Source organism: Streptomyces sp. NBC_01006 (genome assembly GCF_045162725.1).
Taxonomy (GTDB): Bacteria; Actinomycetota; Actinomycetes; order Streptomycetales; family Streptomycetaceae; genus Streptomyces.
Genome location: NZ_CP108700.1, coordinates 3,210,015 through 3,222,691, shown reverse-complemented (window position 1 = coordinate 3,222,691; position 12,677 = coordinate 3,210,015). Strand labels below are relative to the sequence as shown.

Annotated in this window: 12 protein-coding genes; all 12 read left to right on the top strand. The window is 72.2% G+C overall.

Annotated elements, in window-relative coordinates:
* The first annotated feature begins 33 nt into the window (after positions 1-33).
* The 12 genes from OG509_RS14590 to OG509_RS14535 all read left to right on the top strand — a co-directional run bounded on the left by OG509_RS14590 (position 34) and on the right by OG509_RS14535 (position 12,669).
* The gene (locus OG509_RS14590; protein WP_406183021.1) at positions 34-1,122 is read left to right on the top strand and encodes an ROK family transcriptional regulator; all 1,089 of its coding nucleotides are present in this window, start codon (positions 34-36) and stop codon (positions 1,120-1,122) included.
* 637 nt (positions 1,123-1,759) lie between these two features.
* The gene (locus tag OG509_RS14585) at positions 1,760-2,563 is read left to right on the top strand and encodes a hypothetical protein (RefSeq protein WP_406183020.1); all 804 of its coding nucleotides are present in this window, start codon (positions 1,760-1,762) and stop codon (positions 2,561-2,563) included.
* Positions 2,564-2,596: 33 nt separating this feature from the next.
* The gene (locus tag OG509_RS14580; RefSeq protein ID WP_385579579.1) at positions 2,597-3,361 is read left to right on the top strand and encodes a GntR family transcriptional regulator; all 765 of its coding nucleotides are present in this window, start codon (positions 2,597-2,599) and stop codon (positions 3,359-3,361) included.
* Positions 3,362-3,508: 147 nt separating this feature from the next.
* Positions 3,509-4,630, top strand: a complete 1,122-nt coding sequence (locus OG509_RS14575) for a TIGR03364 family FAD-dependent oxidoreductase (RefSeq protein ID WP_406183018.1) — start codon at positions 3,509-3,511, stop codon at positions 4,628-4,630.
* Between the two features lie 5 nt (positions 4,631-4,635).
* Entirely contained in the window at positions 4,636-5,343 is a 708-nt protein-coding gene (locus OG509_RS14570) for a phosphonatase-like hydrolase (RefSeq protein ID WP_406183016.1), read from the top strand.
* Positions 5,340-6,389 carry an ABC transporter ATP-binding protein gene (locus OG509_RS14565; protein WP_406183015.1) on the top strand — a complete coding sequence of 350 codons (1,050 nt, stop codon included), beginning with the start codon at positions 5,340-5,342 and terminating at the stop codon, positions 6,387-6,389. The genes OG509_RS14570 and OG509_RS14565 overlap by 4 nt, the downstream gene beginning before the upstream one ends.
* Positions 6,382-7,395 (top strand): 2-aminoethylphosphonate ABC transporter permease subunit, encoded by a 1,014-nt coding sequence (locus tag OG509_RS14560; RefSeq protein WP_406183014.1) that lies wholly within the window; start codon positions 6,382-6,384, stop codon positions 7,393-7,395. The genes OG509_RS14565 and OG509_RS14560 overlap by 8 nt, the downstream gene beginning before the upstream one ends.
* Complete coding sequence (locus OG509_RS14555) at positions 7,382-8,179, top strand: ABC transporter permease (RefSeq protein WP_406183013.1); 798 nt, start codon at positions 7,382-7,384, stop codon at positions 8,177-8,179. The genes OG509_RS14560 and OG509_RS14555 overlap by 14 nt, the downstream gene beginning before the upstream one ends.
* A 30-nt stretch (positions 8,180-8,209) precedes the next feature.
* Complete coding sequence (locus OG509_RS14550; RefSeq protein WP_406183011.1) at positions 8,210-9,304, top strand: 2-aminoethylphosphonate ABC transporter substrate-binding protein; 1,095 nt, start codon at positions 8,210-8,212, stop codon at positions 9,302-9,304.
* Positions 9,305-9,474: 170 nt separating this feature from the next.
* A complete protein-coding gene (locus OG509_RS14545) occupies positions 9,475-11,007 on the top strand; it encodes an alkaline phosphatase family protein (protein ID WP_406183009.1) in 1,533 nt (510 codons plus the stop codon).
* A 140-nt stretch (positions 11,008-11,147) separates the two neighbouring features.
* Complete coding sequence (locus OG509_RS14540) at positions 11,148-11,927, top strand: HAD-IIA family hydrolase (RefSeq protein ID WP_406183007.1); 780 nt, start codon at positions 11,148-11,150, stop codon at positions 11,925-11,927.
* 79 nt (positions 11,928-12,006) lie between these two features.
* Entirely contained in the window at positions 12,007-12,669 is a 663-nt protein-coding gene (locus OG509_RS14535) for a hypothetical protein (protein WP_406183006.1), read from the top strand.
* Positions 12,670-12,677: the final 8 nt, after the last annotated feature.

Here is a 12,677-nt window from a genome sequence, read left to right as displayed (position 1 = left end):
TGCTTAAGTGCAAGGAGGGTGGACAATGGAGAGGTGGACTGGCCTAACGGGAGCAATGGAAGCGGCGCGAACCTACCGGCGCTGCGGGGCCACAACGACGCGCTCGTACTCGCCCTGCTCCGCGAAGCGGGTCTGGAGGGCCTCGCCCGCACCGACCTCGCCGCCCTCACGCGTCTCACCCCGCAGGCCGTCAGCAAGATCACGGCGCGGCTGCGTGAGGAGGGGCTCGTCGCCGAGGCCGGCCGCGGCGCGTCCACCGGGGGCAAGCCGCGGACGCTGCTCCAGCTGGCCGCCGGCGCCCGGCACGCCGTCGGGGTGCACGCCGACCGCGACGAGCTGCGGGCGGTACGGGTGGACATGCTGGGCACCGTCATCGAGCGGTTCCGCGGTCCCCTGGACTTCGCGGCCGGACCGGATGCCGTCGCGGACGAGGTCGCACGGGTCGTGGACCGGCTGTGCGGGGACGCGGGCGCGAGGTCCCTGCTGGGCGTGGGCGTCGCCGCGCCGGGACCGCTCGACTGGCGGGCCGGCGTACTGGGCCGGGTGACGGGGTACCCGGAGTGGGAGGGGTTCCCGCTGCGGCAGGCGGTGGCGGACCGGCTCGGGCCCGACGCCCCGCCGGTGCTGCTGGACAAGGACACCAATGCGGGGGTCGCGGTCCCCGGCCGCCGGGCCGTCGGAACCTCCCTTTACCTGCACCTCAGCACCGGCCTGGGGGCCGGGCTCCGGCTCCGCGGCGAGGTCTTCCGCGGGGAGCGTTCCGCGGCGGGGGAGTTCGGGCACCAGGTTCTGATGCTGGACGGTCCGCCCTGCCGGTGCGGGGGCCGCGGGTGCGCGGAGGTGCTGTGCCTGGACGCGGTGGCCCGCGGGGACCTCCCGGAGGCGGCGCGGATCCTGGGCGAGGGCGCCGCGAACGTGGTCGCGCTCCTGGACGTGGACCGGGTGTGGCTGGGGGGACGGGTGGTGGACTCCGCACCGGAGGTGTTCACGGTGGGCGTTCGCCGCGTCCTGGAGGCCCGCACCCTGGGCGGCCCGGTTCCGGAGGTCGCCGCGTCCGAGGACGGTGTCGCCGAGGGTGCGGCGGAACTGGCCCTGGCCCCGCTCTTCGGCCGCGTGGGCTGAACCCGCGTGGGCTGAACCCGCGTGGGCTGAACCCGCGTGGGCTGAACCCGCGTGGGCTGAACCCGCGTGGGCTGAACCCGCGTGGGCTGAACCCGCGTGGGCTGAACGCCCCGCCGGGCCATGCCGTATCCGGGGTGGCCGGGGCCGCTGCGCGGGGCTTTCTCCCCGCCCCGCCCTTTCTCCGTTTCCCGGGGTGCGGCCCCGGACCCCGTTCGGGTGCGGCGCCGTTGCGGGGGCGCGGCCCCCGCGCCCCCGCGCCTCAAACGCCGGCGGGGCTGAATCGGAGGATCCGGGCCTGCTCAGGTTCGACCTCGACGACGTCGGCTCCGCCGCCGGCCGCGCCGCGGAGCTCGCCGACCCCGACGGGCACCGACCCCCGCGGAGCGGGCGGAACTCGGTGTGTCGGCCGCGCGGCTGCCCTTCGTCCTCGGCTGATCCGATCAGGCGTAAGGCGGCAGGCGGCAGGCGTGGCGGGGGGAGGGGGGCGTGGGCGCGTGGGAGGGTGCCGGGAGGCCGGGGTGATTGTCGCCTCGTCCGACGATCGGTCCGTTCGGCCTGTTCGGCCTGTTCGGCCTTCAGTCGGTCCGGCCCGTTCACCGTCCCCCCCGTCCGGCGAGCAGCGAAGCGAAGGTCTTCCATGCGACTGCGCAAAGCCCTTGCCCTCTCCGCCGTCCCCGTCCTGGCCGCCGTCGCCCTCTCCGCACCGCTCGCGGCCGCGGACGTCGGCAACGGCGGCGGCGCCCGCCCCGCGCCCGCGCTGCCGTCCCGGATCGAGGCCACCTGCGGCGACGGGAAGAGCAGCGCCTTCCCCATCGGCGCGCGGATCCGCGGCGGGCCGGCCGTGTACCGGACGGGCGGCGGGCCGCAGACATGGTTCCTGGACCTCACCAACACCACGAACTCCGAGTGCACCGCCATCCACCCCGTCGTGGTGTTCACGGACAAGGCCCGCGCCCTGCTCCCCGCCCACTTCCGGATGGAGTTCGAGGCCCCGGGCGGCGCCTTCCCCGTCAGCCTGGAGCGGAGCGACCGGGACGAGATCATCGCCGTCTTCGACGGGGGCGAGGCCTTCTCCGGCTTCGCCGTCCGGGCCGGCGGCTCCCTGACCGTCAAGGTCAGCCTGGCGTTCGCCCCCGGCACGCCCGCCGGCGAGGTCCTCGCCGACGCCGCCCTCGTGCAGCGCAAGGCCGACGACGGCGACTGGGTCGGCGAGGCGGGCGGCTACCGCTTCTCCGTCGAGGGCCCCGAGAGCGAGTCGGGCGACGCCGGGTCCCTCGCCGACACCGGCCCCCGCAACCGGCTCCTCGGCATCGGCGGGGTCGCCTCCCTCGCGGCCGGCGCCGGCCTCCTGCTGGCCGCCCGCCGCCTGCGCGCCCGGACCGAGTCGCCCGCCGCCGACACCCCCCGCAACTCCGGTACGCCCGGTACCCCGGCGCGCTGATCTCCGTACACCCGGCCCGCGTACAGTCCCAGGGTGGAAGAACAGAACCTGCACCACCGCCCCGGCTCGCCCGTCCGTTCCGGCATCCCGGAGCACGGCCGCATCCCCAAGTACTACGCCGTCAAGGCCCTCATCGCGGACCTTCTCGACGACCTCGGCGAGGGCGGTCTGCTGCCCACCGAGCGGGATCTCGCCGAGCGGTACGAGGTGTCCCGCGAGACCGTACGGCAGGCCCTGCGCGAGCTGCTCCTGGAGGGGCGCCTGCGCCGCTCCGGCCGCGGCACCGTCGTCGCCGGCCCGAAGCTCGAACAGCCCCTCTCCCTCGCGAGCTACACCGAGGGCGTACGGCGCCAGGGCCGCCGCCCCGGCCGTAACCTCATCGGGCTGGAGCAGTTCCCCTGCCCGCCCGAGCTGGCCCCCGGCATCGGAGCCGAACCCGGCGAGCCCGTCTGGCACCTGGAGCGCGTGCTGCTCGCCGACGACGAGCGGGTCGGCCTGGAGAGCACGTACATCCGGGTGGCGCGGGCGCCCCGCCTCGACAGCGAGTTCCAGCCCGACTCCTCCTTCTACGGATACCTCCTCGACCGGCTCGGGATCTCCTTCGGGGACGCCGACGAGAAGCTGGAGACCGTCCTCGCCACCCCCCGCGAGGCCCTCCTGATCGGCACCCCGCCGGCCCTTCCGATGCTGCTCATCCACCGGTTCTCGCGGGACCAGGACGGGCGTCCGCTGGAGCGCGTGCGTTCGCTCTACCGTGGTGACCGGTTCAGCTTCACGACCCACCTGCGGCCCGAATAGTCCCGAGCGGATCAGCGCAAGGCGGCGAAAAGGGGCGTATGGACGTCACGAGAAGGTAACGGGTCTAGTCCAAGCGTCGAGGGCTGTTCACCGTCCCGTTGCCGTCGCGATCCCCCCGGTCCACGGGGCACGGCCACCGTGGGGCATGTGAGAGTCATAGTCGTCGGAGGCGGCGTGGTCGGCACCATGCACGCCTGGCAAGCAGTCGAACGCGGCCACGAGGTCGTCCAGATCGAGCGAGAGGCCGAGGCCCGCGGCGCGTCGCTGCGCAATTTCGGCCAGATCTGGGTCAGCGGGCGGGCCGGGGGCGAGGAGCTCGACACCGCCCTGCGGGCCCGCGAGCTCTGGGAGCGGATCGGCGCGGAGGTGCCCGGCCTGGGCTTCCGCGCCATCGGCTCCCTCACCCCGGTGCGCAACGCCCGTGAGTACGCGGTCGCCGAGGCGGCCGCCGCCCGCCCCGACGCCGCCGCCCGGGGCTACAAACTGGTCACCGCCGTGGAGGCCCGGGAGATCAACCCCGCCCTGCGCGGCACCTTCGAGGCCGCCCTGTGGTGCGAGCGGGACGCGGCCGTCGAGCCGCGCACCGCCCAGCTCCACCTGCGCGAGGCCCTCAAGGCGAGCGGCCGCTACACCTTCCTGCCCGGACGGGAGGTGCGCGAGGTCGTCGGCAACGGCGCCGTCCGCGACGACCACGGTGACGTCCACCAGGGCGACGCCGTCGTCCTCGCCACCGGCGCCTGGCTGTCCGGCATGGTCCGCGAGCTGGTCCCCGACCTGCCCGTGCGCCGCGTCCGGCTCCAGATGATGCAGACCGCCCCGCTCGGCGAGAAGCTCACCACCTCCATCGCGGACGCCGACAGCTTCCGCTATTACCCCGCGTACAAGAGCGACGCCCTCGACGCCCTCAACGCCGAGCAGGCGCAGGCACCGGTCGCCGCCGCGCACAAGATGCAGCTGCTGATGGTCCAGCGCCAGGACGGCGGACTGACCATCGGCGACACCCACGAGTACGAGCACCCCTTCGCGTTCGACACCCTCGAAGACCCGTACGAGTACCTCACCGAGGTCGTCGAGTCCTTCCTGGGCCGCCCGCTGCCGAAGATCCGGCACCGCTGGGCGGGCGTGTACGCGCAGTGCACCGACACCACCCGCGTCGTCCACCGCCAGCAGGTGGCCGACGGCGTCTGGCTGGTGACCGGACCCGGCGGCCGCGGGATGACCTGCTCGCCCGCCATAGCCGAGACCACCGCGAACGAACTGGGCTGGTAGAGAACATGAGCAACAGCAACAGCAGTGCCGACCGCCGCAACCTCGTCGTCCTCGACATGGCCGGCACCACCGTCGCCGACGGCGGCCTCGTCGAGCGGGCCTTCGAGCTCGCCGCCGAGCGCATCGGCGTCGAGCCGGGCACCGCCGACCACGAGGCCAAGCTCCAGTACGTCCGCGACACCATGGGCGAGTCGAAGATCTCCGTCTTCCGCCACCTCTTCGGTACGGAGGAGATGGCCCAGCGCGCCAACTCCGCCTTCGAGGAGGCCTACGGCGAGCTCGTCGACGGCGGGCTCATCGCCCCGATTCCCGGCGCCCGCCAGACCATCGAGAAGCTCCGCGCGGACGGCCGCACCGTCGTACTGACCACCGGCTTCGCCCGCGTCACCCAGGACGCCATCCTCGACGCCCTCGGCTGGCAGGGCCTGGCGGACCTCACCCTCTGCCCTGCCGACGCTGGCGGCCGCGGCCGCCCCTACCCGGACATGGTGCTCGCCGCGTTCCTGCGCACCGGCGCCGCCGACGACGTACGGGACGTCGTGGTCGCGGGCGACACCGCGTACGACATGCTCTGCGGCCGCCGCTCCGGCGCCGGGATCGTGGCGGGCGTCCTCACCGGCGCCCACGACCGCGCGGCGCTCACCGAGCACGGCGCGACCCACGTCATCGAGTCGATCGCCGACCTGCCCGCTGTCCTGCTGGAGTCGGCGTGAGCGGCATCCGCTTCGAGGGGGTCAGCGTCGAGTACGGCGGCAACACCGTGCTGGACCGCCTCGACCTGACCGTCGAGCCGGGCGAGGTCATGGCCCTGCTCGGCCCCTCCGGCTCGGGCAAGACCACGGCGCTGCGCGCGGTCGCCGGCTTCGTACGGCCGGCCGCGGGCCGGGTGCTGATCGGCGGCCGGGACGTCACCGCGCTCCCGCCGCACAAGCGCGGCATCGGCATGGTCGTCCAGCAGTACGCGCTCTTCCCGCACATGCGGGTCGAGGACAACGTGGCCTTCGGCCTCAAGGCGCAGAAGGCACCCAAGGCCGAGATATCCGGGCGCGTCGCCGAGGCCCTGGAGATGACCGGCATGGCGGCGTACGCCAAGCGCTACCCGCGCGAGCTCTCCGGCGGGCAGCAGCAGCGCGTGGCGATCGCCCGTGCGCTGGCGATCCGGCCCGGCGTGCTCCTGCTCGACGAGCCGCTGTCCGCGCTCGACGCGCAGCTGCGCTCGGGAATGCTCGCCGAACTGGCCCGGCTGCACCGCGAACTGCCCGACGTATCGATTCTGTACGTCACCCACGACCAGGTGGAGGCGCTGACGCTCGCCGACCGGATCGCGGTCATGGACAAGGCCCGGCTCCAGGACTGCGGCACTCCGCAGGAGCTGTACCGGGCGCCGCGCACCGAGTTCACCGCGTCGTTCGTCGGCAACGCGAACCTGATCCCGGTGACCGTCGCCGAGTCCGGGGCGCTCTTCGCGGGGCGGGCCCTGGAACTCGACCGCGGGCGCGCCGTCCCCGGCGCGAGCGCCACCCTGTGCGTACGGCCGCACCTGCTCGGTCTCGGCGCCGGTCCCAACGCGCTGAGCGGGACGATCACCGAGGTCCAGTGGCGCGGTTCCACGCACCGGCTGTACGTGGACATCGAGGGCCACCGGGTCAAGGCGGACCTGCCGGAGCTGCGCGAGACCCCGGCGCTGGGCGACCACGTCACCCTGCACTTCGAGCCGCGGGACGCGGTCCTGCTGTCGGCGGGAGTCTCCGATGGCTGAGGTCCCCGCACCGTCCGCCACGACCGTCCCGCACCAGACCGCGCACCAGACCCAGCACCGGACCCGGACCCGGACCCGGACCCGGCAGCAGACCGTACGGAGCTCCGCGCCGGGCGGGCCCGCCGGCCCGGCCGGAGCCCCCGGCAGCACCGGAGGCTCCGCGGCCCACGCCGCGCGCGGACCCCGCTCCGTACCCGGCTGGCTCTGGTCCCTGCCGCCCGTGGCCGCGCTCGCGCTGGTCTTCCTCTACCCCCTCGCCCTGGTCGTCCAGCAGTCCTTCAGCCCCGAGAACGGCGGCGGCGCCTTCGACGCGTACGCCTCCGTCTTCCGCTCGCACTCCTTCCGCGAGGCGCTCGGGACCACGGTCTGGCTGGCCGCCGGAGCCACCGTCGGCTGCCTCGTCCTGGGCTTCGTACTCGCGCTGATCATCGCCTTCGTCCCCTTCCCCGGGGCCAAGGCCGTCGCGAAGTTCATCGACGTCTTCCTCTCCTTCCCCTCCTTCCTCATCACCCTCGCCCTCCTCTTCATCTACGGCACGGTCGGCATGGCCAACGGGCTCTGGACCGACGTGAGCGGAAGCGCCGAGGGGCCGTTCCACTTCCTCACCACCCCGTGGGGCGTGCTGCTCGCGGAGATCACGTACTTCACGCCCTTCGTGATGCGCCCGCTGCTCGCCGCCTTCTCCCAGCTGGACACCGCCCAGCTGGAGGTGGCTTCCTCGCTCGGCGCGAAGCCCGCCCGGATCATCCGGCGCGTGATCCTGCCCGAGGCCCTCCCGGCGCTCGCCGCCGGCGGCAGCCTCGTCCTGGTCATGTGCCTCAACGAGTTCGGGATCGTGCTGTTCACCGGGGCCAAGGACGTCACGACGCTCCCGATGCTCGTCTACGGCAAGGCGATCCTGGAGTCCGACTACTCGGCCGCCTGTGTGGTCGCCGTCGTCAACATCGCGATTTCCGTCGGCCTGTTCGGCCTCTACCGGGTGGTGAGCAAGCGTGCTGGTGCATAGCAAGACCGGCCGCTGGGCCGCCTGGGGCCTGTTCGGCCTCCTCTTCCTGCCCCTCTTCGCCCTGCCCCTGCTCGTCGTGGTGACCGCGTCGTTCTCCACCCACTGGTCCGGGGCCTTCCCCTCCGGCCCGACGACCGAGAACTACGCTTCCGCCGTGCAGGGCGAATCCCTCCAGGCGCTGACCACCTCGCTGGTGACCGCCCTCGTCGCGAGCCTGATGGCGCTCACCGTCGGGACCTGGGCCGCGCTGGCCGCCGCCCGGCTGAAGCGGCGCGGGAAGCGGTCCCTGGACGCCCTGTTCATGCTGCCGGTCGCCGTGCCGTCCGTGGTCGTCGGCCTCGCCGTCCTGGTCGCGTTCAGCAAGCCCCCGCTGCTGCTCAACGGCACCAGCTCAATCGTGATCCTGGCGCACACGATTCTTGTCACGGCGTTTGCCCATCAGTCGGTTTCGGCCGCCATCGTTCGTCTCGACCCCGCGTACGAACAGGCGGCGGCCTCCCTGGGCGCCCGTCCCGCGTACGTGCTGTGGCGGGTCAAGCTCCCGCTCCTGCTGCCGTCCCTGACGGCGGCCGCCGGACTCTGCTTCGCCCTGTCCATGGGCGAACTGAGCGCCACGATGATGCTCTACCCGCCGGACTGGATGCCCCTCCCGGTCCGGATCTTCACCGCCACCGACCGCGGTTCGCTCTTCGGCGGTTCCGCCGTCGCCGTGGTCCTGATGGCCACCACCCTGCTGGTCCTCCTGGCCGTCTCCCGCATCCGCACCAGAGCCACGTACCGCTGACTCCCTTTCCCCGTAAGGAAGTTCTTCCCCATGTCCAGAAACCCCAACGGTCGTCGCAGCCTCCTCCGTGTCACCGCCGCCGTCACCGGCAGCCTCGCCCTCGCCGGCGGCCTCACCGCCTGCGGCGGCTCGACCACCCCCGCCGAGTCCAAGGACGGCGGCGAGAAGGTCGTCACCGTCTACAGCGCCGACGGCCTCAAGAGCGAGAAAGGCGACGGCTGGTACGACAAGGTCTTCGCCGAGTTCACGAAGAAGACCGGCATCGAGGTCAAGTACGTCGAGGGCGGCTCGGGCGAGATGGTGCAGCGCGCCGTCCGCGAGAAGACCAACACCCAGGCCGACGTGATCGTCACCCTCCCGCCGTTCATCCAGCAGGCGGACGGCAAGGGCCTGCTCCAGGCCTACAAGCCGCAGGGCTCCGACAAGGTCAACGGCGCCAACAAGGCCGCCGACGGCAAGTGGACCTCGGTCGTCAACAACTACTTCGGCTTCATCTACAACAAGAAGGAGCTGACGGAGGCGCCCAAGACCTGGGAAGAGCTGCTGGACGCCAAGTACAAGGGCAAGCTCCAGTACTCCACCCCGGGTGTCGCGGGCGACGGCACCGCCGTCCTCGTCAAGGCGATGCACGACTTCGGCGGCAAGGAGCCGGCGCTGGAGTACCTGAAGAAGCTCCAGTCCAACAACGTCGGCCCGTCCTCCTCCACCAGCAAGCTCGCGCCGAAGACCGACAAGGGCGAGCTGCTCGTCGCCAACGGCGACGTCCAGATGAACTTCGCGCAGTCGAAGTCCATGCCGAACCTGGGCATCTGGTTCCCGGCCAAGGACGGCGGCAAGCCGACCACCTTCGCCCTGCCGTACGCGGCCGGCCTGGTGGACAAGGCCCCGCACACCGAGAACGGCAAGAAGCTCCTCGACTTCCTGCTCAGCGAGGAAGCCCAGAAGCTGGTCAGCGAGGTCGGCGGCGGCTTCCCGGCGCGCACCGACGTCAAGCCGACCGACGCCAACGCCGTCGAGCTCACCAAGCTGATGACCGGCGTCGAGGTCTTCGAGCCGGACTGGGCCGACATCGACAAGAACCTGGCGAGCTACGTCGACGCGTGGAAGTCGGCAACCGGCAGCTGATTGGTCGCCTCCTGGTCACCCACGACCAGGAAAGTGACGCTTGCATAACGGGTCTGGACCGAAGGCCGCACCTTCGGTCCGGACCCGGCGCATGTCCGCACGCATCCGTGCCCGCACGTCCGCACGCAAGTCCACCTGCGCCTTCCCCACGATTACTCCCGGAGGAGTACGTGCCCACTGTCCTGTCAGGACGCGCCCTCGCCGTGACCGCCACCGCCACGGCCCTGCTCGCCACCGCCCTCGGCGCGCACACCGCCACCGCCGAGACGGCCGCCACCGCCGCCACCACCGACAAGGTCCTCGTCATCGGCATCGACGGCACGGTCCTGGACCGCGTCAAGGCCGCCAACGCCCCCAACCTGCAGGGCCTGATGGCCCAGGGCCTCACCGCGAAGAGCACCCTCTACGCGAACCCGATGGCCGCCACCTCCTCGGGCCCCGGCTGGTCCACCATCGCCACCGGCGTCTGGCCCGACAAGCACGGTGTGAAGGACAACACCTTCACCGGCAAGAACTACACGGCCTACCCCGACTTCCTGACCCGTATCGAGAACGCCAAGCCGTCGCTCAACACGTACGCGGCCGCCGACTGGGAGCCCATCACCTCCACCGACGCGGGCGGCCCGATCTTCTCCGCCAAGGTCGACAAGCGCCTCAGCCTCAAGGGCGACCGCGACGGCTACGGCACCGAGGACCCGAAGATCGCCGCCGCGGCCTCCGCCGAACTGCAGGGCCAGAACCCGGACGCCGCGTTCGTCTACTTCGGCCAGGTCGACGGCGCCGGGCACTCGTACGGCGCCGCCAGCCAGCAGTACCTCGACGCGATCGGCCGCGTCGACGTGATGGTCGGCCAGCTGCTCACCGCCGTGCAGAACCGCCCCACGTACGCCCAGGAGAACTGGAAGATCCTGGTCACCACCGACCACGGGCACACCGACGCGGGCGGCCACGGCGGCTCCACCATCCAGGAGCGCGGCACCTTCGTCATCGCCAAGGGCGCGGGCATCCCGGCCGGTTCGGTCCGGGGCGACGTCAAGCTCGTCGACGTGGCGGCCACCGTGATGGCGCAGGTCGGCGTCGACGCCGGCTCGGCGATCGACGGCATTGCGCTGAACGCCCCCGACGACAACGACCCGTTCGACACCCTGCGGCCGAACCTCCAGGCCCGCGTGGACGAGACGGGCATCCCGGCGGGCGTGAAGGGCTTCACGCACACCCCGCCGGCCGGCTGGTCGATCGACAACTCCAAGATGGGCACCGGCGGTGTCACCGAGTGGGCCGGCTGGGCCTTCGCGACCGACGAGTTCTGGAGCCAGTCCCAGCGCGACCAGTGGCGCGAGCTGAACGTCCGCTCCCGTGACGTGTTCGCCGTCGCCGACTCCGACGAGTGGGACGACAAGTCCCACACCGGCTCCTACGACTCCACCCTCATCACTCCCAAGTGGGCCGTGACCGGCGGCACCACGAAGAACCTGACCTTCCAGACCCACTACCACCACGAGGCCGGCCAGACCGCCCAGGTCCTGGTCTCCTACAACGGCGGTGCGCCCACGGTCGTCAAGAGCTACACCGCCGACGCGGTCGCCAAGGCGGAGTCCCTGACCCTCCAGGTCCCGGCCGGCGCCACCGACGTCCAGGTCCGCTTCCGCTACGCCGGCACCAACAACTGGTACTGGACCGTCGACAACGTCAAGCTCGGCTGATCCACGCAGCCGGGCAGGGGTCCGGGCTGTGGACGCCCTCGGCGTCCGCGGCCCGGCCCCGATAGGGTGGTAGAGACCACAGGCCACAGGTCGGCGGTCACAGGTCAGAGGTACGGCCACCGAGAGCGGAGAACAATCCAGTGGCAGAGCGCAAGCCGATCGAATCCTGGCTCACCGACATGGACGGGGTCCTGATCCACGAAGGCACCCCGATCCCCGGCGCCGATGCCTTCATCAAGCGGCTGCGCGAATCCGGCAAGCCCTTCCTGGTCCTGACGAACAACTCCATCTACACCCCGCGCGACCTCCAGGCCCGCCTCTCCCGCATGGGCCTCCACGTCCCCGTCGAGAACATCTGGACCTCGGCCCTCGCCACCGCCAAGTTCCTCGACGACCAGCGCCCGGGCGGCACCGCGTACGTCATCGGCGAGGCCGGACTGACCACCGCCCTGCACGACATCGGCTACATCCTGACCGACCACGAGCCCGACTACGTGGTCCTCGGCGAGACCCGTACGTACAGCTTCGAGGCGATGACGAAGGCGGTCCGCCTGATCAACGCGGGCGCCCGCTTCATCTGCACCAACCCCGACGAGACCGGCCCCTCCACCGAGGGCCCGCTGCCCGCCACCGGCGCCGTCGCCGCGCTGATCACCAAGGCCACCGGCAAGCAGCCGTACTTCGCCGGCAAGCCCAACCCGCTGATGATGCGGACCGGCCTGAACGCCATCGGCGCGCACTCCGAGAGCAGCGCGATGATCGGCGACCGGATGGACACCGACGTCCTGGCCGGACTGGAGGCCGGGATGCAGACCTTCCTCGTGCTGACCGGACTGACCTCCGCCACGGACACCGAGAAGTTCCCGTACCGGCCGACCAAGACCGTCGACTCGATCGCCGACCTGGTCGATCTCGTCTGATCCGAACGGGTCAAGCGCGCGGCGCTCCGGATGCGGAGCGGTGCGCCGCGCGTGAACCTCCTTGTTGAGGAGGTTCACCATGCGCAGTGCTCTGTTCGCTCTCCGTGTCACCGGGGTGGCCGTCGCCCTGACGGCGCTCACCGCCGTGTCCTCGCCCACCGCCCTGGCGGCCGGCGAGGAGAAAAGCGGCAGCGTCTCGGTCGATCCGCGCCAGGCCGAACCGGGGGCGCAGGTCAAGCTGCGCGTCCACGGCTGTGAGGACAAATGGGCGACCGCCAAGTCCGCCGCGTTCGTGTCGGAGGTCCACCTGTCCTCCGGCCGCGAGGGGGACAAGTCGCTCTCGGGTGACGCGATGATCAGCTCGCAGGCACAGCCCGGCCTGCACGACATCAAGGTGAAGTGCGACGGGGGCGAGGACCGCCTGCGCGGCACCGTCGAGGTGCTCCGCCGCCGCGACGACCGCGAGAAGGAGCGGGAGCGCGACCGGCCGAACCCCCACCAGACGCCCGTCTGGCCCGTCCACGCGGGCGGCGGCGGGATGTCCGCCGAGCTCGCGGCGACGGACCGGGCGGTGCGGGCGGCCGAGGCGGCGCAGGACCAGGCCGCGGCGGCGAGGAAGAACCACGGCGGCCAGGGCCCCGGCCTCCCGCACACCGTGGTCGGCGCCGTGCTGGCCGCCGCGGCCACGCTGGCCGTCGCGTTCCGGGCGCTGACCCTGCGCCGGCGCCGCAGCGGCGAGTGAGGGCACGC